We start from the raw sequence: 24,012 nt of genomic DNA, 5'->3' as shown, positions 1-24,012 counted from the left end.
GCCTCAGGCGCCGAGAATATAGGCCCAGAAGGAAACGGTGATCGCGCCGAGCGCCGTGGTCACCGTGATCGTCGAGGCGGCAAGGCTGTGACCGACGCCGAAGCGGTTGGCGATCAGCCAGGCATTCACCCCGGTTGGCACCGATGAGGTCAGCACCAGAGCCGCCGCCCACTCGTTGTTGAGGCCGAAAAGATGGCTTGCTGCCCACACGCAGCCGGGCAGCAGCAGCAGCTTGAAGGCGGAGGTCACGCTGGCGATCCCGACATTGCCGGAGACGCCGTATTTCTGCAGCGCCATACCGAGCGAAATCAGCGCCGCCGGACCAGCCGTGCTGGCGATCTGCCCAACGACAGAGCTGACCGTTGCCGGCATGGTCAGGCCCGAGACGTGAACGACCGCGCCGGCCGCGATGCCGATGACCAGCGGATTGTGTAGCAGGTTCAGGCCGATCTGCTTCAGTACCAGGGTCATGCTGCGATCTCTCTTGCCGGAAATCTTGCGTTCGGCATGTTCCATCATGATCGTGCCGGCCACCATCATGATCGGCAGATGCACGGCAAGCAGGATGGAAAGGGCAACAAGCCCTTCGCTGCCCACGGTACGCTCGACCAGCGGCAGACCGATGAAGATGTTGTTGGCGAAGGCGGAAGACACGCCGGCAAGCACGCCGATCCGCTCATCGCGCCCGAAGAAACGTGTGGCAACGATGTGCCCGGCCGTCCATGTCACCGCCACACCGGCGAAATAGACGATCCAGAGCCGAAACGGCGACGCGCCATGGAAATCGGCCTCGGCGATGGTGCGGAAAAGCAGCAGGGGCACGGCGATCTTGAAGACGAACTCGCTTAAGGCATCGCCGACCTCAGCCGTCAGCAACCCTATACGGACAATCAGCCAGCCGATGAGAATGAGAAGGAAGATCGGAAGAACGTCGAAGATGATGGCTGACATWGACTGCTGCTCTGCGCGGGGATCGCCGAGGTCTAGCAGCTAATCGCCAGCTATGACAAATGCCAGGATATAATATCTTTCGCGGCGCAACAAAAAAAGCGGGCTTAGCCCGCTTTTCCGCATCCGATCTTGCCGGATAGCCGGTTGCGATACTGCCAGTTCATCCGTGGTCAGCGTCGCCCCGGTAAGATTGAAGGGATCATCCCTCCCATACCCGGCCATACGAGATACCTGCATGCCGGTCTTCCTGATGCTGTTTTTAGGCAGGCACGGTGACAGCGGCATGACGAATAAACTACAGTTTTGCGAAGACTTGGAAGGCTGTGTGCTGTTTATCCTTCCAATACCGGCAAATTTCGCTAAGACCGACTACCGGCTATCACAAATCCGGGACTTCCCATTTCATGACCAAATTCGATGTTCTGACAGTCGGCAACGCAATCGTCGATATTATCGCCCGTTGCGACGACCAGTTCCTCATTGACAACAAGATCACCAAGGCAGCGATGAACCTCATCGATGCTGATCGCGCCGGACTGCTCTACTCTCGCATGGGGCCGGCACTCGAAGCTTCCGGCGGCAGCGCCGGCAATACGGCTGCAGGCGTGGCAAGCCTCGGCGGCAAGGCCGCCTATTTCGGCAAGGTCGCAGAAGACCAGCTCGGCGAGATCTTCGCGCAWGATATCCGTGCTCAGGGCGTTCACTACCGGACTGAGGCCAAGGGCGAATTTCCGCCCACCGCACGCTCGATGATTTTCGTCACCGATGACGGCGAACGCTCGATGAACACCTATCTCGGCGCCTGCGTCGAACTCGGGCCTGAGGATGTCGAAGCGGATGTGGTGGCGCAAGCCAAGGTAACCTATTTCGAAGGTTATCTCTGGGATCCGCCACGTGCCAAGGAAGCGATCCTCGATTGCGCCCGCATCGCCCACGAGAACGGCCGCGAAATGTCGATGACGCTCTCCGACAGCTTCTGCGTCGATCGTTACCGCAGCGAATTCCTGGACCTGATGCGCTCGGGCAAGGTCGATATCGTCTTCGCCAACCGCCAGGAGATCCTGTCGCTTTACGAGACTGACGATTTTGAGGAAGCGCTGAACAAGATCGCCAAGGATTGCAAGATCGCTGCCGTAACCATGAGCGAGGACGGCGCCGTGATCCTGAAGGGCAACGAGCGCCACTACGTCGATGCGATCAAGATCGACGAAGTGGTCGATACGACCGGTGCCGGCGACCTCTTCGCCTCAGGCTTCCTCTACGGCTATACGCAAGGCCGTACGCTGGAAGATTGCGGCAAGCTCGGCTGCCTTGCCGCCGGCATCGTCATTCAGCAGATCGGCCCGCGGCCGATGAAGTCTCTGTCCGCAGTTGCCAGGGAGGCGGGCCTTATTTAAAGGCCTCGCCCGGATAGGCACCCCAGATTTCCGACTGCGCCACCCAGCCTTCGGCGCCGTCGGTTTTGGCGAAGCACCATTCGCCATTGCACTCGCCGATCGAGATCATCACGCCAGGCTCCAGCTTGGCAACGATGCTGGCGGATGGCTGTGACTCACGGCGCAGGTTGACATAGACGCCCTTGCCTTTGCCCTTCATCCACGGTGCCGCGATTGCGGCCCGCTGGCCTGACAGCAGCGACTGATTGACCCAGCCTTCCGTGCCGTCGGCATCGCGGATACGGCGCCAGTTGTCGTATTCCTGGATGATTTCGACCGGCAATCCCGTCTTCAGATACATCCAGGAAACCGCATAATCCGTTCCTGGCCCGATGCGCAGGTTCACGCGCTTGGACTTCAGCGTCACGAAGCGCGGCAGCGGCAGTCCGCTCGGCCCCTTGGCTGCCTGGGCTTGTGCAAATTCGATGGTGCCTGCCGATACGGCAAGGGCAACCGCCAGAACGAGGCAGGACTTCAGAACTGTGCGACGCATGCAAGCTTCCGTTGGCTCGAATTCGCAGCAGGCCGCGCCTGCTCGCTTTCCGGGATTCCCCGGCCGCCACACGAGTTTTGTTTGTCTTCGCGTGCGGGTCTGGTAGAAAATGCCCGGAACGGGAAAATGATCGCCCATCTTGGTTAAAGACCTCTAAACAAGGCACCGCAAGCCGCTATGACGACGAAGAAAAAACCGAAGGTCTACATAACCCGCAAGCTGCCTGATGTCGTCGAAACCCGCATGCGCGAACTTTTCGATGCCGAGTTGAATATCGACGATACGCCGCGATCCGTCCCCGAACTCGTCGAAGCCGTCAGGACCTGCGACGTGCTCGTGCCAACCGTGACCGACCGGATCGACGCAGCTCTCATTGAGCAGGCGGGGCCGCAGATGAAGCTGATCGCCAGCTTTTCAAACGGCACCGATCATATCGATGTCGAAGTCGCCGCCCGCAAAGGCATCACCGTCACCAACACGCCGAACGTGCTGACCGATGACACCGCCGACATGACCATGGCGCTGATCCTCGCCGTGCCGCGGCGGATCGGCGAAGGTGCGCGCGTGCTGACCGACAGGCCCGGTGAATGGGCCGGCTGGTCTCCGACATGGATGCTCGGGCGACGCATCCACGGAAAGCGAATCGGCATCGTCGGCATGGGCCGTATCGGCACGGCCGTTGCGCGACGCGCCAAGGCCTTCGGCCTGTCTATCCACTATCACAATCGCAAACGCGTCAATCCGGCGACCGAGGATGAGCTGGAAGCGACCTATTGGGAAAGCCTCGACCAGATGCTCGCCCGCGTCGACATCGTCTCGGTCAATTGCCCCTCGACGCCCGCAACCTTCCATCTCTTGTCAGCCCGGCGCCTGGCGCTGCTGCAGCCGACGGCCTATCTCGTCAACACTTCGCGCGGTGACGTGATCGACGAGGCTGCTCTCATCAAATGCCTGCGGGAAGGAAAGATCGCCGGCGCCGGGCTCGATGTTTTCGAGAACGAGCCCGTCGTCAATCCGAAGCTGGTAAAGCTTGCCAATGAGGGCAAGGTCGTGCTGCTGCCGCATATGAGCTCGGCGACGATAGAGGGACGTGTGGAGATGGGCGACAAGGTCATCATCAACATCCGCGCTTTCATCGATGGTCATCGCCCACCGAATCGGGTGCTGCCGGGCCGGTGACCGCCGGAGCGCTCCCATCTTTAGCCGGCCAGATTAGCTGGCGAGCGCTTTCTTCATCTCGATAAACGTCACGCGCGTAAAACCCGGATGGGATTTCTCTGCGGTTTTTTCAAAGCCCCAGGCAGCGAAGGTCGAGTGATTGCCGACGAGCTCTATCCGTGTCTCGAGGCTCAATGCCGGAAGGCCGAGATTAAGCGCCGTCTCTTCGGCGATATCAAGCAGTCGCCGGCCGACGCCCTTGCCTTGCGCGGATGGCAGAACCGCGAGTTTTCCGACATAGAGGCAATCTTTCTCCGGGCGCAGGAAAATGCAGCCGGCGAGCTGCCCCGCATTCTCCACGGCATAGGCGATTTCCGTCTTTGCCTTTTCCGCCAGCGATTCCATCGTCAGGCGAGTTGCGGAGGAGGGCGGATCGATGCGGCCTTCCATATAGGCGAAGGATGCGAGAATGAGATCGAGCAGCTCGCTCCAGCGGGCAAAGCTCTCATCGATGCGAAAAGGCGTCATGCGGTCCTGCTCTGCCTCGCGCGCCGACGTTTATAGCGGATCGTATCGAAACAGGCTGACAGGGCATCATAGAGCAGCAGGCGGCCAATCAGCGGTTCGCCGGCACCCGTAATGAGCTTGATTGCCTCCATGGCCATCATCGTGCCGATCACGCCCGTCAATGCGCCAATGATACCGGCCTCCGCGCAGGCGGGGATCAATCCGGCCGGCGGTGCTTCGGGAAAGAGATCACGATATCCAGGGTTCTGCGTGCCGTCTTCCGCAGCCTCATAGGGTTTCAGCACCGTCAGCGACCCGTCGAAGCGGCCGACGGCACCTGTCACAAGTGGGATACGCGCTTCTTCTGCTGCATCGGCGGCCATATAGCGCGTATCGAAATTATCCGAGCCGTCGATCAAGAGATCGAAGCCTGAGAGGTGCAAACGCGCCGTATCGGCGGAAAGGCGCTCAGTGAAGCGGATGACCTTGATATGCGGGTTCAGCCGAGCGATCGCAATGGCCGCGCTTTCCGTCTTCATTTCGCCGATCGTGCCGGAATCGTGGATCACCTGTCGCTGCAGGTTGGAGAGCGAAACACGGTCGTCATCGGCAATGCCGAGCGTACCGACGCCTGCGGCCGCCAGATATTGCAGGATCGGCGCGCCGAGCCCTCCGGCGCCGATGACAAGCACGCGCGCGGCCTTGAGCTTCTGTTGGCCCGCGCCGCCGATTTCCGGCAGCAGGATATGGCGATGATAACGTGCGATTTCGTCCGGGCTGAGGGGTTCCATAGGCGTGATGCTAACACGCCCCGAACCGCTGAGAGAAGCGCTATCGCTCATTCGAAAACCCTTCCATCGGCAACCGTGAAAAACTGTGCCCGCTCGGCAAGTGCGGCAAACATCGAGCGATCCGTTCCCGTCATGAAGGCCTGGCCGCCAAGCCCGTCTATGAGGTCGAACAATGCGGCGCGGCGTCCCTCGTCGAGATGGGCGGCAATCTCGTCCAGGAGCAGAACCGGCGCATGGCCAGTAAGGTTGCCGACGAGCCGCGCATGGGCAAGCACAAGGCCCACCAGCAGGGCTTTCTGCTCGCCGGTGGAGCAGCGCGCCGCTTCCATCTGCTTCTCACGATGACGCACGATGAGATCGGCGCGATGCGGCCCCTCCAGCGTGCGTCCGGCGCCGGCATCGCGGTAACGGTTGGCGGCGAGTGTTGCCGCATACTCATCTTCCAGATCGACCGAGGGTCGGGAGAACTGGCCATCCATGAAGCCCGAGAGCTGCAGCGACGCTGATGGGAAGGGGGAGGTCTCGCGGCTTTCCTCGATGAGCCGTGTCAGCAGGTCGAGCATTTCCTGCCGGGCGAGCGCCATGGCAATACCGAGGCTTGCCATCTGCTCCTCGATGCCGGAAAGCCAGGACGGGTCGAAGCGGCTCTCATCGAGCAGCTTGTTGCGGCTGCGCATGGCGCGCTCGAAATCGCTCGCCCGCCTGCCATGCTCAGGGTCGAGCGACAGCACCAGCCTGTCGAGGAACCGCCTGCGATCGGACGAGCCGCCGGTAAAGAGCCCGTCCATTGCCGGTGTCAGCCAGAGCACGCGCAGATGGTCCGTCAGCTCGTCAACCGTCTTGGCCGTGGTTCCGTTGATGCGCAGACGGCGTGCCGTCGTCTCGTCGCTGGCATCGATCCCCGTGCCGATCTCGACATCGCCTTCCATGCCTTCGAGCTCGGCAAAGATCGAAAATCCGCCCACAGCACCGACGCGGGTGATATCGCCATAGGCGGCGCGGCGCAATCCGCGTCCCGGCGACAGGAAGGAGACCGCCTCCATCAGATTGGTCTTGCCGGCGCCGTTGTCCCCGGTCAGCACCACGTGCCGCCCGTCGAGCGCAAGCGAGGCCGACGCATAATTGCGAAAGTCGGTCAGTTTCAGACGGGAAAGGGCAACCTTGTGCGGCATCGGATATCCGGAAACATCAAGGCTGACAGTGAGAGCCTTTCCTAGTCAGAATGAATCAATCTGACTAGGAAAGGCTCTAAGCCGAAGCGTCAGGGATATCAAGGCTGAGAGCCGTTTCGGCTGTCAATGCATGCGAGGGGTGGGCGCCTCGAGCTGTGCCTCGGCCTCCGCAATCGCCTTTTCGATCCAATAGAGGAGATCCGGCCGGTCTTCGATCGAGCCGCGCAACGATTTCAATGAATCGATCATCATCGTCAGTTTCTGGCGGCGCATATCGATGACGATACTGTCGGCATCAGATTTCCCGGTGGGAGCGGATGTCATGCAGTATTCGAAGCCTCTTGTCTGACCGGTATTATAGGGGTTCCGGCGCGAGTAACTATCGTCCCATGCAATGAAGTCAACTACAGGGTGTTCAATTTTTCGCGACATCGCCGCAAAGTCATCAAGCGAGGATTAGAAGTTGTAAATCAGCGAAGCGAATAGCTATTTAGGCGGCCTAATGCCCAAAAAAAGTCGGTTGAAAATTGCAACTTCAGGGTTGAGATATTCAGCTGACGCTATATGGTAAATAAAGGGTTTACCGGGAGAGAGTGCAGCAGTGCCAGATCCGATTGATATCATTGTCGGCAGCAACGTGAGACAGCTTCGCGCCCGCCGACGTGTTTCTCAACTGGAGCTTGGCGAAGCGCTTGGCCTTACATTCCAGCAGATACAGAAATACGAGAAGGGGACGAACCGCGTCTCTGCCAGCAAGCTGCATCAGATAGCGGTCTTCCTGGGGGTCGATATTTCCGAGCTATTCGAAGGTACGGGAATTTCCCAGTTTACCAACCGCGTCGAGCTGAGCCCTGAGGCCTATGAACTGGCGGTCAGTTTTGACAGGTTGAGCTCGATTGCGGGCAAGCAGGCGGTCAAGACAATCCTCAACCTCATGTGCGGTCAGGCAACCGAAAACGCCGCTTGATGCGTCGCACGTATCCTTGAAATCGACGGGATTTCAGTGAAGCTCGCGCTCGTGCAGCGCGACGAGCAAGGCATCCTGCGTCTGATGGCCGGCGTGATAAAGGTCGATCGCGATGCTGGCGATCGAAAGGCCCTGCTGGCTGCGAAGCTTGATGTTGCGTTCGGCACACCACGAATAGAGCGCACCTGCCAACGCATCGACATCTTCGGACAGACAATTTGAAAAGTTCGTTGCCGACATGGAGATACCCTCTGTTAGTCCCGGATTGCGGGCCAAAGACAGTATGGATTTCAGTAACTTGCAAGCGTCATCGGATCTGTGCGTTAACACAAGACATCTACGTTTCGATCTGCGTCCCGGCTTGAAACAGGTGTGTCGAATTGGAGCGCCCATGAAAAAAGCCGGAGGCGGAACCTCCGGCTTTTGTAACCTTGAAGGATATCGAGCTTAGCCTTCGAAGAATTCCTTCATCCGGGCAAAGAAGCCCGTCGATTCCGGATTGTTCTCCTTGGAGGAGAGCTGCTCGAATTCCTGCAGAAGCTCGCGCTGGCGCTTGGAAAGCTTTTGCGGCGTCTCGATCTGGATCTGGATGTAGAGATCGCCCGTCTGGCTGGAACGCAGCACCGGCATGCCCTTGCCCTTCAGGCGGAATTGCTTACCAGCCTGTGTGCCTTCGGGAACGGTGACGCGCGACTTGGTGCCGTCGAGTGTCGCCACATCGAAGGTACCGCCGAGCGCTGCCGTCGTCATGGAGATCGGCACGGCGCAATAGAGATCAGCTCCGTCGCGCTGATAGAACTCATTCGGCTTCACCGACAGGAAGATATAGAGATCGCCCGCCGGGCCGCCACGCGTACCGGCCTCGCCTTCGCCCTGCAGGCGAATGCGGGTGCCGTCCTCGATGCCGGCAGGGATGTTGACCGAGAGCGAACGCTCTTCGGTCACACGGCCCTGGCCGTGGCACTTCGGGCATGGATCGGGAATGATCTGGCCGCGGCCATGACAGGTCGGGCATGTGCGCTCGATCGAAAAGAAGCCCTGTGCGGCGCGGACACGGCCCGAGCCCTGACAGGTGCCGCAGGTTTTCGGCTGCGTGCCCGGTTTTGCGCCGGAACCGGAACAGACGTCGCAGGTAATCGACGTCGGAACGCGGATCTGTGCCGTCTTGCCGGAGAAGGCCTCTTCCAGCGAGATTTCCATATTGTAGCGAAGGTCGGCGCCGCGTTCGCGGCCACCCGAAGAGCGCTGCCGTCCGCGGCCGCCGCCCATCATCTCGCCGAAAATGTCCTCGAAAATGTCGGAGAAACCGCCACCGGCAAATCCGGCGCCGCCACCGAAGCCACCGGGACCACCCATGCCGCCATGTTCGAAGGCCGCATGGCCATAGCGGTCATAGGCCGCGCGCTTCTGCGGGTCCTTCAGAGTCTCGTAGGCTTCGTTGATTTCCTTGAACTTGCGTTCGGCGTCTTTGTCATCCGGGTTCTTGTCCGGATGGAATTTCATCGCCAGCTTGCGGAAGGCGCTTTTCAGCTCTTTTTCATCCGCCGTCTTGGCTACACCCAGAGTTTCGTAAAAGTCCGCTTTTGCCAATTTAAGCCCCGGAAATGGATTTCCGGCTGCCATGGTGAGCAGCCGGATGTCTATCGTCTAGCTAGGCCGCCAGTCCACCGATTAAGCGGACTTCTTGCGGTCGTCGTCCTTGACTTCTTCGTAGTCGGCATCGACGACATTGTCATCCTCAGCCGAAGCGTCGGCCGTGCCGCCTTCGGTCTGCTGGGCTTCATAGATCGCCTGGCCGAGCTTCATGGAAACTTCCATGAGGGTCTGGGTCTTGGCCTTGATGTCCTCGGCGTCGGCTTCAGTTGCTTCGGTCGCGGACTTCAGAGCGGCAATCGCATCGGAGATTGCAGTGCGGTCGGCTTCGGAAACCTTGTCACCATAATCCTTGAGCGACTTTTCCGTGGAGTGGATCAGGCTTTCGGCCTGGTTCTTGGCTTCCACACCTTCGCGGCGCTTCTTGTCTTCGGCAGCGTGCGATTCGGCATCCTTGACCATCTTTTCGATGTCGGCGTCGGAAAGACCACCGGAGGCCTGGATGCGGATCTGCTGTTCCTTACCAGTGCCCTTGTCCTTGGCCGAAACCTGCACGATGCCGTTCGCGTCGATGTCGAAGGTGACTTCGATCTGAGGAACGCCGCGCGGTGCCGGCGGCAGGCCAACGAGGTCGAACTGGCCGAGCAGCTTGTTGTCGGCAGCCATTTCACGCTCGCCCTGCGAGACGCGGATGGTGACGGCCTGCTGGTTGTCGTCGGCGGTCGAGAAGGTCTGGCTCTTCTTCGTCGGGATCGTCGTGTTGCGTTCGATCAGACGGGTGAAGACGCCGCCGAGCGTTTCGATGCCGAGAGACAGCGGGGTTACGTCGAGAAGCAGAACGTCCTTGACGTCGCCCTGGAGCACGCCGGCCTGGATGGCAGCGCCGAGAGCAACGACTTCATCCGGGTTGACGCCCTTGTGCGGTTCCTTGCCGAAGAGCTGCTTGACGACTTCCTGGACCTTCGGCATGCGGCTCATACCACCGACGAGAACGACTTCGTCGATTTCGGCAGCGGTGACGCCGGCATCCTTAAGGGCTGCCTTGCACGGAGCGATCGTGCGCTGAACGAGATCGTCGACCAGGCTTTCGAGCTTGGCGCGGGTCAGCTTCAGCGTCAGGTGCTTCGGGCCGGAAGCATCAGCCGTAATGAACGGCAGGTTGATTTCGGTCTGCTGCGAAGAGGACAGCTCGATCTTTGCCTTTTCAGCAGCTTCCTTGAGGCGCTGAAGGGCGAGCTTGTCGTTCTTCAGGTCGATACCGTTGTCCTTCTTGAACTCGGCAACGAGATATTCGACGAGACGCATGTCGAAGTCTTCACCGCCCAGGAACGTATCGCCGTTGGTGGACTTCACTTCGAAGACGCCGTCGCCGATCTCGAGGATCGAGATATCGAAAGTGCCGCCGCCAAGGTCGTAAACGGCAATCGTCTTGCCGTCCTTCTTGTCGAGGCCGTAGGCGAGAGCAGCAGCGGTCGGCTCGTTGATGATACGGAGCACTTCAAGACCAGCGATGCGGCCGGCATCCTTAGTTGCCTGGCGCTGTGCGTCGTTGAAGTAGGCCGGAACTGTGATGACGGCCTTTTCGACCTTTTCACCGAGGTAGGATTCGGCGGTTTCCTTCATCTTCTGAAGGATCATCGCGGAAATCTGTGCGGGCGAGTAGCCCTTGCCGTTGGCTTCGACCCAGGCGTCGCCATTGTCGCCCTTGACGATCGTGAAGGGAACGAGGTGCTTGTCCTTCTCGACGGTCGGATCTTCGTAGCGGCGGCCGATGAGGCGCTTTACGGCGAAGAGTGTATTCGTGGGGTTGGTGACCGCCTGGCGCTTGGCCGGCTGGCCGACGAGGCGTTCGCCATCATCGGAAAATGCCACCATGGAAGGGGTCGTACGCGCGCCTTCCGCGTTCTCGATGACCTTTGCGTCCTTGCCGTCCATGACCGCGACGCAGGAATTTGTCGTTCCAAGGTCGATACCAATTACTTTTGCCATGTCATTCTCTCCTTGAAGCAAGCTGTCGGAACCCCGGTAAGGCATTTCCCTGACAGCCCCTTACGGGATGGGTCTACTAAGATTACGCAATCGTGATTGCGGTGATGCGGCGTATATAAGGAGCGGTTTTCTGGACTGCAAGGCGAGAAATGGCCCGGAATCCAGCAAAACGAATGTGTTGCCTTCAATTTTTACAGTAGCCGGAAAAGGGTCTGCTTTGCACCCTCGAACCGTGCAAATCTTGCATGGCGAGCCTTGCGCGGGACGTGTTTCCGCAAGGCGTCTTATCCGGTCTCAATACTGTCTACTGTCCCCTATTGCCCCATGATGAGATCGAGCAGGGTCGTGCGACGTGGCTGCGCCCCTGATGTTGCCTGCGGCCCGCCGACGTCACCGGGCGGCACCATGTCGTCGTAACCGCCGGCGACATCGGCAGGCGGCACAGGTCCGCCATTCACCCGCATCGCCGCCTGCGGCTGTCCGGGCGCCGGCGGATAGCGGTTCAGGTCGGCATTGCCACCGAAGACACCGGAAATGATGCTGCCGACCGTAGAAGGCTGCTCAGGTGCCGGCTGCGCCTGCGCCATTGGCTGGCCGTTGGCGGGATCGGCGCCAGGGTCGGAGAATGTCTGGCCCATGCCGAAGAGCGGTGCCGGCGAAAGCCCCTTATGCGCGGCGACCATGAATTCCTTCCAGGCCTTGGCCGGGAGCCCGCCGCCGGTCACCTTCTTCATCGGCGTGCCGTCGTCATTGCCGAACCACACGCCCGTCGTCAGATTGCTGGTGAAGCCGACGAATAGCGCATCGCGCGAATTCTGCGTGGTACCGGTCTTGCCCGCTGCCTGCCAGCCGGGAAGTTTGGCGCTCGAGCCTGTGCCGCCGTTGATGACGCCCATCATCATCATGTTCATTTCGGCGACGATCTGCTCGGAAAGCACGCGCGGCGGATTGTCATAGGTATTCTCGTAGAGCACCTTGCCGTCGGTGGTGGTCACCCGACGGATCACATGCGGGGTCGCCTTGTAGCCACCGTTCATGAAGGCTGCATAGGAGGCCGTCAGCTCCATGAGTGACACTTCCGAGGTGCCGAGCGCGATTGAGGCATTGGGCTGCAGGTCTGATTCGATGCCGAGGCGGTGGGCGAGCTTGATCACCTGATCCGGCCCGTCATACATCACAAGCTGGGCGGCCACCGTATTGAGCGACTTTGCGAGCGCAGTGCGGAGCGTCACTTCGCCATTATATTTCTTCTCGTAATTCTCCGGCGTCCAGTTGCCGATGCGGATCGGCGCATCGTTAAAGACGGAGTCGGGCGTCAGGCCCTTTTCGAGCGCGGCGGCATAGACGAAAGGCTTGAAGGAGGAACCCGGCTGGCGCTTGGCCTTGACGGCGCGGTTGAACTGGCTCGTCGCATAATCCCTGCCGCCGACAAGCGCACGGATCGCGCCCGTACCGTCGATCGAGACGAGGGCGGCCTGCGACGCATCGAACTTGCCGCCTTCCTTGTCGAGCACATCGACCAGCGACTGCTCGGCCTTCTTTTCGAGGTTCTTGTCAATGGTCGTATCGACGATGACGTCTTCCTTCACGTCGCCGACCAGCCCCTGAAGCTCGTCCATCACCATATCGGCGACATATTGTCCGGCGCCCGACCAGTAGCTGCGGGCAGAAGCCGGCGTCTGCGACATCGCCGTCTTGATCTCGCCGTCGCTAATATAGCCCTGGTCGCGCATGGCCTGCAGCACGATCTGCGCGCGGGCATTTGCGGCGTCCGGATCACGGGCCGGCGAAAGGCGGGACGGCGCTTTCACAAGGCCTGCAAGGAGTGCTGCTTCGCCGAGGTTCACATCGCGCGCCGACTTGTTGAAATAGCGCCGGGCGGCTGCTTCCACGCCATAGGCATTCGAGCCGAAATAGACGCGGTTCAGATACATCGCAAGGATCTGGTCCTTGGTGTATTTCTGTTCCAGCCAGAAGGAGAGCAGTACCTCCTGCACCTTGCGCTCGAGAGTGCGCTCTGGCGAGAGGAACAGGTTCTTTGCAAGCTGCTGCGTCAGCGTCGAGCCGCCCTGGATCGGCTGGCCGGTCGCATTGTTGACGAAGGCGCGCGCGAGCCCGAACGGATCGACGCCGAAATGCGAATAGAAGCGCCGGTCTTCGATGGCGATGATCGCTTCTGGAATGTAGGGCGACATGTTGTCCAGCGACAACGCCTCGCCGCCGGTCGCACCGCGGTTGGCGATCGCGCTGCCGTCCACGGCGGTGATCTTGACGTTTGGCGGTCGTTCCGGGATTGCCCAGGTGCTGGCGCTCGGCATGCGCGAACCATAGTAGAATACGAGCCCGGCAACACCGATGCCGGCCCAGATGCCAAGCACGATGCACCAGTAGACGACCCTGCGCAGGAACGCGAACAGGCCACCGCCTTCACGCTCGCGCGGCTCGGGACGACGCTTTGCCGGTGCGCGGCGGGGAGCGGGCGATCGCGAGGGACGCTTGGAGCCGTGCCGCCCGTCGATGCGGTCGTCGGCATCGAGCGCGAATTCGTCATCCTCCTCACGGCTGCTGCGGCCGTTGAAGGACGGTTCGATCCTGTCGTCTGATCTGCGTCTGGCTACCATCGTGGAGCGGCTGAACCCTTGCTCTAAGACCGCGCCCCCAGGCAACGGTTTTATCCGATTGAATTGTAAATGCGGCGAATTAACGGGCTGTTAAGAACAATACCAATACGGCCAAGTACTCTCCCTGCCTGCATTTTCTCCGTCAGCCAGCCGTGACTTCCCCGCATGGCTGCCATTCATTGTGGGCGTCACAAAACTGACATATATCGCCGCGACTTCGCTTCTCCGAAGAAGCAGAGCGCAATATCAGGCAGAAAATGACGATCGATCCCGACAAGATGGACGAAGCTCGCCTCCGCGAAGTCTGGAGCGTGCATGCCTTTGCGCAGCATTATCGCCTCGACAGGGTGGAGGAGAGCAGGTTGAAGATGCTGCTTGGCCCTTATGCAGAGATGCGCGAACTGCTGGCGACCCAGCGTCGCACATCTTCCGGCTGGTGAGGGAACCAATAGGCTTCGCAGCAGTTTTATCGAGAGCGGGACATACCCCTCACGTCCCGCTCAGATCGGCCGTCTCCCCTCAACACGTGCCGATCGATATCAGGCCCGGCGTATCACCAGATACGTCGGGTCCTTTTCTTTAGGGGCGATAAGGCCGGCGATCGCGATAATAATAGTCCGGCCCGCGGCGCCGGCGGTCGCGATCACTGTAGAAGTCGCGATTGCGGTAATAACGATCCCAATAGGGGTCGACGCTGAAGGTGACGGCGATCAAGGTTTTCCGCGGGGTCTTGAAATGTGAAAGGCGGCTTCCGATATAAGGTTTCAGAAATCGCAGCCCGGAAATGTTGTACGCGTTATCTGTTGTATCGTTTCCGCGATCTGGTTGAACTAGCCGTTTACCGGCAGTAAACCTTTCGGGATCACTCTGGCTGTGCACTATCCGCTTCTCCTTTGACCACGGATGTACTGGCACTGAGATGAGGCGGATAACGGAAGGCCGGTTTGCCCCGGCCTTTTTGTTTGCAGATTTCGGATGGCGTGCCGCGCAGACCGCGGGCACGCCTTTTTTGTTTCAAGCCTTCAGTGCAGCAAGGATACGCACCCAGGAGCGGATGCCCTTGTGGTAGGAGGCGAGCTCGTACTTTTCGTTCGGCGAATGGATACGGTCGTCGGAAAGACCGAAGCCGACGAGCAGGGATTCCATGCCGAGCATTTTCTGAAAATCGCCGACGATCGGGATCGAGCCACCCATGCCGATGACAATGGCAGGCTTCGGCCATTCATCGGAAAGCGCGTTGCGCGCCTTGGTCAGAACAGGCGAGTCATAGGAAAGATGAATGGCCGGCGAGGCGCCATGCGGATGGAACTCGACCGAGCAATCGGCCGGGATCTTCGAGCGAACGTAGTTGCGGAAGCTTTCACGGATCGCCGCCGGATCCTGCGTGCCGACGAGGCGGAAGGAGACTTTCGCCGATGCCTTTGCGGCAATGACAGTCTTGAAGCCTTCACCGGTATAGCCGCCCCAGATGCCGTTGACCTCGGCCGTCGGGCGCGCCCAGGTGAGTTCCAGGACCGAGCGGCCCTTTTCGCCCGAGGGAATGGAGAGGCCAACTTCGCCGAGGAAGTTTTCCGCCGACTTGCCGAGCGCCTCCCAGGATGCCTTGATGTTGGCGGGCGTTTCCTCGACCCCGTTGTAGAAGCCCTCGAGTGTAATGCGGCCGGTCTCGTCATGCAGGCCGGCAAGCGCCTCCACGAGAATATGGATCGGGTTGGCAGCGGCACCGCCGAACAGGCCGGAATGCAGGTCGCGATCGGCGGCCGTTACCACGATTTCTTCACCGACAAGGCCGCGAAGAGCGGCCGCGATTGCCGGCGTATCGCGATCCCACATGCTCGTGTCGCAGACGAGGGCGTAATCGGCCCTGAGTTCGGCGGTATTGGCTTCGAGGAACGGCTTCAGCGACGGCGAGCCGGATTCTTCCTCGCCTTCGAAAAGAATGGTGACGCGGCAGGGAAGCGCGCCGTTGATCTCCTTATAGGCGCGGCAGGCCTCGACGAAGGTCATCAGCTGGCCCTTGTCGTCGGCAGTGCCGCGGCCGGTCAGGATCTTGCGGCCGTTGCCGGCATCCTTGACGGCGGGATCGAACGGGTCGTTTTCCCAGAGCTCGATCGGATCGACCGGCTGCACGTCATAGTGACCGTAGAACAGGACGTGGGGCGCATCAGCCGAGGCACCTTCGTGATGAGCGACCACCATAGGGTGGCCGGGCGTGTCGCGAACCGAGGCATCAAAGCCAAGCGTCTTGAGATAGGCTACCAGCCACTCGGCTGCCTTGCGGCATTCGGCCTTATAGGCCGGATCGGTCGAGATCGACTTGATGCGCAAGAGCTCGAACAGCTTTTCGAGGCTTGAATCGAGATTCTTGTCGGCACGCGCAAGGATGGGATTTAGTTCGGTCATTTCCGACTCCTTCTGAAATTCGGCCGGACGATAGACCCAATCGGCTGCGGTTTCGAGCGTCAAATTTCAAGATGTTATGTTGGCACCAAATGCTACAATAGATAAAGTAGTGACATTAAATGCAATTTACGGTTATTTAGCACAATCTAAATAAAATCGTGCAGAGGTCGACTTTCGAGGTGGCGGATGTTCTCGGTTATTGCCTGTATCAGGGATAATCATGACTGGCGGCTGGTCGTTGCCGCTGTGATCGTCTGCCTCGTTGGCAGCCTGACGACCATGCTCCTTCTTTTCCGTGCCCAGGAATGCGATGTCGGCCAGCGAAAGCTCTGGATCGGCACGTCAGCCTTTGCCTGCGGCGTGGGCGTATGGGCAACGCATTTCATCGCGATGCTCGCCTATGATGGCGGCATGCCGATCAGCTACGATCTGCGCCTCACTTTTCTCTCGGTATTCCTGTCGATTTTCGGCTCCTGGGTGGCCATACTGATCGCGTCGGAGGGCAGAACCGGCTATTCCCTTGCTTTTAGTGGCTTGCTGATGGCGCTTGGCATCACGGCCATGCATATGACTGGCATGCAGGCGATCGAGGCCCCGGCCGTCATCGTCTATGATGCCTTCACGTCGGTCGTTGCTTTCTGCTCCTGCGCGGTTCTGGCGACGGTAGCCTTCCTCGTCTTCTTCCAGTTGAAAGGCATGAAACGCTTCGCCGCCGCCTCCGGCGCCTTCGTGCTGGCGATCTGCACGCTGCATTTCATCTCGATGAGCAGCATTACGCTGGTGCCCGACCCAACGCGCGAGGTGCCGGCGATGGCGCTCCAGCCCGAGGTTCTTGCGGTGATCGTCATGGTTGTCGCAACCGGCCTCATCCTCATGGCCTTCGGCGCAGTCTTCCTGGAAAGCCATCTGACCGATCTTCGCGGCCTTGCCAACGTTTCGCAGGAGGGCCTCGTCATCCTGCGCGAAGGCAGGATCATCGACACCAATGAGCGCTTCCTGACCCTGTCCGGCTGGAAGCTTGCGGAACTCACTGGCAACATTCCCTCTGCCGTCCTGGCTCTCATCCATGTTGAGCAGGAGAGTGATCACCGGGAAATGCTGCTGATTGCCAAGGATGAGAGGGAGATCCGTGTCGAGGTTGTCACACGGCGGATCGTCTATCGCGGGCGCCATTGCGATGTTCTCGTCGTTCGCGACCTTACCCAGCACAGGCGCGCTGAAGAGATGAGCGAGCATCTTGCCCGTCATGATGTTTCGCCAGGCTCTGCAGGTCGCTGAGCTAGAGTGGGCGCAGATTGCCGGCTTGCCGAGGCCGGGTAATAAAGCTCAAGCGCAACCGCGCCGCCCCAGAGCGATTCAGAGTGCCTTGGCGTTGTTGATGAGGCGCCGGATATATTCGAGCATGAGCTCCCGCTCGAAGACTCGGAAGCCCTTGAACAGCGCAAGATCGGCCTCGCGCGCCGTGTCGATGGCCTCAGCCTCCATCGCCTTGGCTTTCTCGGAGAGGAAGATCAGTTGGGCGCGTTTGTCGGTCGGGTGCGGGCGCCGCTCGATCAGCCCGTCGCGCACCATGCGGGAGAGGGTGTTGGCCATCGTCGCTTGTTCGATATCGACGCGCTCCAGAAGCTGCTTCTGGGTGAGCCCGTCTTCGGCCCAAAGTTCCAGAAGTATGGGGAACTGGCCGGGAGAAAAGCCGAGTCCTGCCGCGCGCTGATGTAGCGAGCGGGCAAAACCCTTGGCCAGCTGGCTGGCAAGGTAGGCACCGGAATCCATTCGATTAAATCCCATGATTGTAAATTAGGCTCAAAATCGTGCAGTAGACAATGCAACAAATCGCATACGATCCATCAAAACATATGCGGCAAGCTCTTAAATTTTCGAGAGGTGAAGCGATTACCCGAAAAACAAAGCCGCCATGGCCTGGAGGATGGCCATGGCGGCTTGAAAATGGGGACAAAGGCCCGGAGAGGGGGATGAGGCCTTTGTCCAAGCCTGACGCGGCGGGGGACAAGCCGGCTATCAGACCCGCGGCGCGATCAAACGCCGGTAGGTGTGATTTGTGATTGAGAATGTGGTTTTTCAAGGGAAAGAGAAAAAACCGCCTATTACAAATTGGTAACAGTTTGGTGAGGCGGAATGCTTTTGCGCAATCAAGTTTATATGGACCTCGCAAAGCCGCCGCGCTATCCATGCTGCCATGAAAAAAGGCGATCATCTCTTCCTTATCGACGGTTCGGGGTTCATCTTCCGGGCCTTTCACGCATTGCCGCCGCTGACGCGCAAAACCGACGGCTTGCCGATCGGCGCCGTCTCCGGTTTCTGCAACATGCTGTGGAAGCTGCTGAGGGACGCGCGCGGCACGGAAGTCGCCGCAACACCGACCCACCTCGCCGTCATTTTCGACTATTCGTCGAAGACCTTCCGCAAGGATCTCTATGACGCCTACAAGGCGAACCGTTCAGCGCCACCCGAAGAGCTGGTGCCGCAGTTCGGCCTGATCCGCGAGGCGACGCGCGCCTTCAACCTGCCCTGCATCGAGACGGAGGGTTTCGAAGCCGACGATATCATCGCCACCTATGCCCGTAAGGCCGAAGCCGTCGGCGCCGATGTGACGATCGTCTCCTCCGACAAGGATCTGATGCAGCTCGTCAGCTCGAATGTCCACATGTACGACAGCATGAAGGACAAGCAGATCAGCATCCCCGATGTCATCGAGAAATGGGGTGTGCCGCCGGAAAAGATGATCGACCTGCAGGCCATGACCGGCGATTCCGTCGACAATGTCCCCGGCATTCCCGGCATCGGTCCGAAGACGGCCGCCCAGCTTCTGGCCGAATATGGCGATCTCGATACGCTTCTCGAGCGTGCTCATGAGATCAAGCAGGAAAAGCGTCGCCAGACGATCCTCGAAAACATCGACAAGGCAAAGCTGTCCCGCGAGCTGGTGCGCCTGCGCACCGATGTACCGCTGGAACTCGATCTCGACGCGCTCGTGCTGGAACCGCAGAACGGCCCCAAGCTGATCGGCTTCCTGAAGACCATGGAATTCACCACGCTGACGCGCCGTGTCGCGGAATTCTGTAGTTGCGACGCCAGCGAGATCGAACCTGCCTTTGTGAAGGTCGAATGGGGTGCTGAAGCGCATGGCCCGGATCTCGACGAGGTACAGCCGGAACCTGTGGCCGGTGTTGTGCCTGACGTCAGTGGCGAGGCCGTCGCGGTTCCATCGCGCGCAAAAGCGAAGATCGCGGTCGAAGGCACGTTTGCACCGGCAGATCTTGCGAAGGCGCGCGCCGAGGCTTTCGCAACCCTGCCGTTCGACCATTCTTCCTATGTGACGATCCGCGACCTTGCGACCCTCGATCGGTGGATCGCCGATGCGAAGGACACCGGCCTCGTCGCCTTCGATACGGAAACGACCTCGCTCGATGCCATGCAGGCCGAGCTCGTCGGCTTCTCTCTGGCGATTGCCGACAATGTCGCTGACCCGACCGGCACGCGCATTCGTGCCGCCTATGTGCCGATCAACCACAAGACGGGCTTCGGTGATCTGCTGGGAGGCGGGCTCGCCGAAAACCAGATTGCCATGCGCGATGCGCTGCCGCGCCTCAAGGCGCTGCTGGAGGACGAATCCGTCCTCAAGGTCGCGCAGAACCTGAAATACGATTACCTGCTGATGAAGCGCTACGGCGTCGAGACGAAGAGCTTCGACGACACGATGCTGCTATCCTATGTGCTCGATGCCGGCACCGGCGCGCACGGCATGGATCCACTCGCGGAGAAATTCCTCGGCCACACGCCGATCGCCTACAAGGATGTCGCCGGCTCCGGCAAGTCGAACGTCACCTTCGACCTCGTCGATATCGAGCGCGCGACACGCTACGCCGCCGAAGACGCGGACGTGACGCTGCGCCTCTGGATGGTGCTGAAGCCGCGCCTTGCCGCCACCCAGCTGACGCGTGTCTATGAGCGTCTGGAACGTCCGCTCGTGCCGGTGCTGGCGCGGATGGAAGCGCGCGGCATCACGGTCGACCGCCAGATCCTTTCGCGCCTCTCGGGCGAACTGGCCCAGGGGGCAGCCAGGTACGAGGATGAAATCTACCAGCTTGCCGGCGAGAGGTTCAATATCGGCTCTCCTAAGCAGCTCGGCGACATCCTGTTTGGCAAGATGGGTCTTGCCGGCGGCACCAAGACCAAGACCGGCCAGTGGTCGACCTCGGCAAGCGTGCTGGAAGACCTGGCGGCAGCAGGTTTCGAGCTGCCCCGCAAGATCGTCGACTGGCGCCAGCTCACCAAGCTGAAGTCCACCTATACGGATGCGCTTCCGGGTTACATCCATCCGGAAACGAAACGGGTGCACACCTCCTATTCGCTGGCATCGACGACAACAGGCCGTCTTTCCTCCTCGGAGCCGAACCTCCAGAACATTCCGGTGCGCACCGCCGAAGGCCGCAAGATCCGCACTGCCTTCATTTCGTCGCCCGGCCACAAGCTGATCTCCGCCGACTACAGCCAGATCGAGCTGCGCGTGCTCGCCCATGTCGCGGAAATCCCGCAGCTCGTGCGTGCCTTCGAAGACGGCATCGACATCCATGCCATGACCGCCTCCGAAATGTTCGGCGTGCCGGTCGAAGGCATGCCAAGCGAGGTGCGCCGCCGCGCCAAGGCCATCAACTTCGGCATCATCTACGGCATTTCCGCCTTCGGCCTTGCCAACCAGCTTTCCATCGAGCGCTCTGAAGCCGGCGACTACATCAAGAAATATTTCGAACGCTTCCCCGGCATCCGCGATTACATGGAAAGCCGCAAGCAGATGGCCCGTGACAAGGGCTATGTCGAGACGATCTTCGGCCGCCGAATCAATTATCCGGAAATCCGCTCGTCGAATCCTTCCGTCCGCGCCTTCAACGAACGCGCGGCCATCAATGCGCCGATCCAGGGCTCGGCCGCCGACGTCATCCGCCGCGCCATGATCAAGATCGAGCCGGCGCTCGCCGAGGCCGGCCTTGCCGATCGGGTCCGCATGCTCTTGCAGGTGCACGATGAATTGATCTTCGAGGTCGAAGACGAGGATGTCGAAAAGGCGATGCCAACAATCGTTTCGGTCATGGAAAACGCCACCTCGCCGGCGCTGGAGATGCGCGTGCCGCTTCGCGTCGACGCACGCGCCGCCACCAATTGGGACGAAGCGCACTAAGGCATGTCGCGCAAAAGTGCGCAGCGGTTTTGCGATAACGACATGCGAAAACAAAGGCCTGAAGCGCGGCAAGCGATCTGGAAGATCGCGACGTGCTTTAGGCGCTTTGTCTCATTCGGCCAAAGATTTTTCCTTTCTTACCAAGTCTCTGAAATTGATGATGTTTCATCTTTTTAGCCGTCCCTCAACGGGATGGCTGGAAGGAACTTATTAACCTTCATTTTCTATCCGGAAGGATGTCAGAAATTACCAGGCGTGAGTGAGTAGCTGTCGCATGCGTTTTCCCAGAACCAATTTGACGGACGCCGAAGAGTTTTCTTCGGGACTTGAAGCTGACCATCACGTGGAAAATGCCACTGTGGAATATGAGGGCGAAAAGCCGATTCCGCCGCTCTGGCAGAGCAATTTCTCGCTCGCACCGAATGTCCGCTTCACCCGCACGCCGGAAACGCTGATCAGCAAGCGCCGCGCCCCGGAAGAGCCTGTTCGCGAGGAGATCGTCGTCGTTGCTCCCCCCGCGCCGCAACCTGCGCCCCCATCGCAATCCCCGGCCGCACAGCAACCGACGCCGATGCGAGTGCCGATCACGGTCAACGTGCCCTTCGATATCTATCTTCCCGAAGTGGTCGAGCCGGTCATCGCCCAGCAGACGGAAGCGCAGCCGCAGCCGGTTGCCGCCGCACCCGTGGAAACCACGCTGCGCGCCGCATCGGAGCTTTCCTCGATCTCGGATTTTGCCTTCTGGGAAGTCATGGCTTTTGAGGAGACGGATGCCGAGCCGTCGCGTGCGCCAATGATCAACCTGTCGCAGGCCGAGCCCGAATCGATCACTGCGCGCTTCCGCATCATGGAATGGCGTCCCGGCCGGCATAATCCGGCACCGGTAACACCACGCGCCGCCCCGCCCGCTGCCGCTGCACCCGTCCGGGCGGCTCGTCCTCCGGCAGCCGCAGCACCCCTGAGTCGGCCGCCGGCTGCCCGCCCTCCGCTCGCCCACCCTCCGCTTGCTAGGACTCCTGTCGTCCAGTCACCCGTTGCTGAGCAGCCAGCCGCGCAATCGCCCGTTACCCAGGCCGCGCCGGTCATCCAGCCGACGCAGCCGCAGGCCGAACTGCCGCCGGTGTCGCGCGTCGAAATCGCGGCCGCTGCCCCGTCGCCGCTTCGTCCGGCCCGCATGATCGTCGAGAAGGTCGATGCATCGGGCTACGAATTCCCGCCGCGCGCCCTGTTGCAGGAGCCGCCGGAGCGGCTTGGCGAGATCATGTCGCAGGAAACGCTGGAGCAGAATGCCGGCCTCCTGGAAAGCGTGCTGGAGGATTTCGGCATCAAGGGCGAGATCATCCATGTCCGCCCCGGCCCGGTCGTCACGCTCTATGAATTCGAGCCGGCACCGGGCGTAAAATCGTCCCGCGTCATCGGCCTTGCCGATGATATCGCTCGCTCCATGTCGGCGCTGTCTGCCCGTGTGGCCGTCGTTCCCGGCCGCAACGTCATCGGCATCGAACTGCCGAATGCGACGCGCGAAACCGTTTATTTCCGCGAGATGATCGAGAGCGACGATTTCGACAAGAGCGGCTACAAGCTGGCGCTCGGCCTCGGCAAGACGATCGGCGGCGAGCCTGTCATCGCCGAACTCGCCAAGATGCCGCATCTGCTCGTTGCCGGTACCACCGGCTCCGGCAAATCCGTCGCCATCAACACGATGATCCTGTCGCTGCTCTACCGCATGACGCCGGAACAGTGCCGCCTCATCATGGTCGATCCCAAGATGCTGGAACTCTCCGTCTACGACGGCATTCCCCACCTGCTGACGCCAGTCGTTACCGATCCCAAGAAAGCTGTCATGGCGCTGAAATGGGCCGTGCGCGAGATGGAGGAGCGCTATCGCAAGATGTCGCGCCTCGGCGTGCGCAATATCGATGGCTACAACGGCCGCGTCTCCCAGGCCCGCGAAAAGGGCGAGACCATCCATATCATGGTCCAGGTCGGCTTCGACCGGCAGACCGGCGCGCCAATCGAGGAACAGCAGGAGCTGGACCTCGCGCCGATGCCCTATATCGTCGTCATCATCGACGAAATGGCCGACCTGATGATGGTCGCCGGCAAGGAGATCGAAGGCGCCGTGCAGCGTCTCGCCCAGATGGCGCGTGCTGCCGGCATCCATCTCATCATGGCGACGCAGCGTCCCTCGGTCGATGTCATCACCGGCACGATCAAGGCAAACTTCCCGACCCGCATCTCGTTCCAGGTCACCTCGAAGATCGACAGCCGCACGATCCTCGGCGAGCAGGGCGCCGAACAGCTGCTCGGCCAGGGCGACATGCTGCACATGCAGGGCGGCGGGCGCATTGCCCGTGTCCATGGTCCCTTCGTTTCCGATGCGGAAGTCGAAAAAGTCGTTGCACACCTAAAGACGCAGGGCCGCCCAGAATATCTCGATACGGTCACGGCAGGCGAGGACGAAGAGGGTGAGGATGAAGAGGACGGCGCAGTCTTCGACAAGAGCGCCGCAGGCGCTGAAGATGGCGACGAGCTTTACCAGCAGGCCGTCAAGGTCGTCATGCGCGACAAGAAGTGCTCGACTTCCTATATCCAGCGCCGCCTCGGCATCGGCTATAACAGAGCCGCCTCGCTGGTCGAGCGCATGGAGAAGGAAGGGCTGGTCGGCCCGGCAAACCATGTCGGCAAGCGTGAAATTGTCTCGGGGCGCAGCGACGGCGAATAATCGGATCGC

The 24,012-nt window shown here is 60.4% G+C and carries 19 protein-coding genes and 1 pseudogene; 7 read left to right on the top strand and 13 right to left on the bottom strand.

Annotated features, from left to right (window positions below):
• Positions 1-3 precede the first annotated feature (3 nt).
• Positions 4-951 carry an AEC family transporter gene (locus AC1DM5_RS15615; RefSeq protein ID WP_477820795.1) on the bottom strand — a complete coding sequence of 316 codons (948 nt, stop codon included), beginning with the start codon at positions 949-951 and terminating at the stop codon, positions 4-6.
• 404 nt (positions 952-1,355) lie between these two features.
• Here AC1DM5_RS15615 and AC1DM5_RS15610 point away from each other — a divergent pair, with 404 nt between their 5' ends.
• Positions 1,356-2,348: an adenosine kinase gene (locus AC1DM5_RS15610; RefSeq protein ID WP_477975216.1), complete on the top strand. Its 993-nt coding sequence runs from the start codon at positions 1,356-1,358 to the stop codon at positions 2,346-2,348.
• On the opposite strand, the gene AC1DM5_RS15605 is transcribed toward AC1DM5_RS15610, so the two are convergent.
• Positions 2,341-2,880 carry an SH3 domain-containing protein gene (locus AC1DM5_RS15605; RefSeq protein WP_477820797.1) on the bottom strand — a complete coding sequence of 180 codons (540 nt, stop codon included), beginning with the start codon at positions 2,878-2,880 and terminating at the stop codon, positions 2,341-2,343. The genes AC1DM5_RS15610 and AC1DM5_RS15605 overlap by 8 nt on opposite strands.
• A gap of 177 nt (positions 2,881-3,057) precedes the next feature.
• Between AC1DM5_RS15605 and AC1DM5_RS15600 the strand changes: the two genes are divergently transcribed.
• On the top strand, positions 3,058-4,059 hold the full coding sequence (locus AC1DM5_RS15600; RefSeq protein ID WP_477820798.1) for a 2-hydroxyacid dehydrogenase: 1,002 nt from the start codon (positions 3,058-3,060) through the stop codon (positions 4,057-4,059).
• Positions 4,060-4,092: 33 nt separating this feature from the next.
• Here AC1DM5_RS15600 and AC1DM5_RS15595 read toward each other — a convergent pair whose 3' ends face one another.
• The 4 genes from AC1DM5_RS15595 to AC1DM5_RS15580 form a co-directional block, all read right to left on the bottom strand.
• Positions 4,093-4,566, bottom strand: a complete 474-nt coding sequence (locus AC1DM5_RS15595; protein WP_477820799.1) for a GNAT family N-acetyltransferase — start codon at positions 4,564-4,566, stop codon at positions 4,093-4,095.
• Positions 4,563-5,387: a molybdopterin-synthase adenylyltransferase MoeB gene (locus tag AC1DM5_RS15590; protein WP_477820800.1), complete on the bottom strand. Its 825-nt coding sequence runs from the start codon at positions 5,385-5,387 to the stop codon at positions 4,563-4,565. The genes AC1DM5_RS15595 and AC1DM5_RS15590 overlap by 4 nt, the downstream gene beginning before the upstream one ends.
• The gene (gene recF, locus AC1DM5_RS15585) at positions 5,384-6,508 is read right to left on the bottom strand and encodes a DNA replication/repair protein RecF (protein WP_477820801.1); all 1,125 of its coding nucleotides are present in this window, start codon (positions 6,506-6,508) and stop codon (positions 5,384-5,386) included. Before recF ends, AC1DM5_RS15590 begins: the two co-directional genes overlap by 4 nt.
• Positions 6,509-6,631: 123 nt before the next feature.
• On the bottom strand, positions 6,632-6,832 hold the full coding sequence (locus tag AC1DM5_RS15580) for a hypothetical protein (protein ID WP_477820802.1): 201 nt from the start codon (positions 6,830-6,832) through the stop codon (positions 6,632-6,634).
• A gap of 277 nt (positions 6,833-7,109) precedes the next feature.
• Between AC1DM5_RS15580 and AC1DM5_RS15575 the strand changes: the two genes are divergently transcribed.
• Positions 7,110-7,475, top strand: coding sequence for a helix-turn-helix domain-containing protein (locus AC1DM5_RS15575; RefSeq protein WP_007813894.1), 366 nt, complete (start codon positions 7,110-7,112; stop codon positions 7,473-7,475).
• Positions 7,476-7,508: 33 nt separating this feature from the next.
• Here AC1DM5_RS15575 and AC1DM5_RS15570 read toward each other — a convergent pair whose 3' ends face one another.
• The 4 genes from AC1DM5_RS15570 to AC1DM5_RS15555 form a co-directional block, all read right to left on the bottom strand.
• Complete coding sequence (locus tag AC1DM5_RS15570; protein WP_007813896.1) at positions 7,509-7,715, bottom strand: hypothetical protein; 207 nt, start codon at positions 7,713-7,715, stop codon at positions 7,509-7,511.
• 207 nt (positions 7,716-7,922) lie between these two features.
• A complete protein-coding gene (dnaJ, locus tag AC1DM5_RS15565) occupies positions 7,923-9,065 on the bottom strand; it encodes a molecular chaperone DnaJ (RefSeq protein ID WP_477820803.1) in 1,143 nt (380 codons plus the stop codon).
• A gap of 81 nt (positions 9,066-9,146) precedes the next feature.
• On the bottom strand, positions 9,147-11,057 hold the full coding sequence (gene dnaK, locus AC1DM5_RS15560; RefSeq protein WP_477820804.1) for a molecular chaperone DnaK: 1,911 nt from the start codon (positions 11,055-11,057) through the stop codon (positions 9,147-9,149).
• A 314-nt stretch (positions 11,058-11,371) separates the two neighbouring features.
• The gene (locus AC1DM5_RS15555) at positions 11,372-13,678 is read right to left on the bottom strand and encodes a transglycosylase domain-containing protein (protein WP_477820805.1); all 2,307 of its coding nucleotides are present in this window, start codon (positions 13,676-13,678) and stop codon (positions 11,372-11,374) included.
• Between the two features lie 257 nt (positions 13,679-13,935).
• Between AC1DM5_RS15555 and AC1DM5_RS15550 the strand changes: the two genes are divergently transcribed.
• Positions 13,936-14,118 carry a hypothetical protein gene (locus tag AC1DM5_RS15550; RefSeq protein ID WP_477820806.1) on the top strand — a complete coding sequence of 61 codons (183 nt, stop codon included), beginning with the start codon at positions 13,936-13,938 and terminating at the stop codon, positions 14,116-14,118.
• Between the two features lie 139 nt (positions 14,119-14,257).
• Here AC1DM5_RS15550 and AC1DM5_RS15545 read toward each other — a convergent pair whose 3' ends face one another.
• A complete protein-coding gene (locus AC1DM5_RS15545; protein ID WP_477820807.1) occupies positions 14,258-14,557 on the bottom strand; it encodes a hypothetical protein in 300 nt (99 codons plus the stop codon).
• A 135-nt stretch (positions 14,558-14,692) separates the two neighbouring features.
• Positions 14,693-16,081: a dipeptidase gene (locus tag AC1DM5_RS15540; protein ID WP_477820808.1), complete on the bottom strand. Its 1,389-nt coding sequence runs from the start codon at positions 16,079-16,081 to the stop codon at positions 14,693-14,695.
• A 186-nt stretch (positions 16,082-16,267) separates the two neighbouring features.
• Here AC1DM5_RS15540 and AC1DM5_RS15535 point away from each other — a divergent pair.
• A pseudogene (locus AC1DM5_RS15535) lies at positions 16,268-17,335 on the top strand (MHYT domain-containing protein); the annotation flags it as partial.
• A 102-nt stretch (positions 17,336-17,437) separates the two neighbouring features.
• On the opposite strand, the gene AC1DM5_RS15530 reads toward AC1DM5_RS15535, so the two are convergent.
• Complete coding sequence (locus AC1DM5_RS15530; protein ID WP_007813909.1) at positions 17,438-17,854, bottom strand: MarR family winged helix-turn-helix transcriptional regulator; 417 nt, start codon at positions 17,852-17,854, stop codon at positions 17,438-17,440.
• A 424-nt stretch (positions 17,855-18,278) separates the two neighbouring features.
• Here AC1DM5_RS15530 and polA point away from each other — a divergent pair, with 424 nt between their 5' ends.
• Together polA and AC1DM5_RS15520 are read left to right on the top strand one after the other, a co-directional pair.
• Complete coding sequence (polA, locus tag AC1DM5_RS15525; protein WP_477975214.1) at positions 18,279-21,278, top strand: DNA polymerase I; 3,000 nt, start codon at positions 18,279-18,281, stop codon at positions 21,276-21,278.
• Positions 21,279-21,552: 274 nt separating this feature from the next.
• Positions 21,553-24,003 carry a DNA translocase FtsK gene (locus AC1DM5_RS15520; RefSeq protein ID WP_477820810.1) on the top strand — a complete coding sequence of 817 codons (2,451 nt, stop codon included), beginning with the start codon at positions 21,553-21,555 and terminating at the stop codon, positions 24,001-24,003.
• The last annotated feature ends 9 nt before the right edge of the window (positions 24,004-24,012 follow it).

This window comes from Rhizobium sp. 01T437 (assembly GCF_056398505.1).
This window is presented reverse-complemented; position numbering and strand designations above follow the sequence as displayed.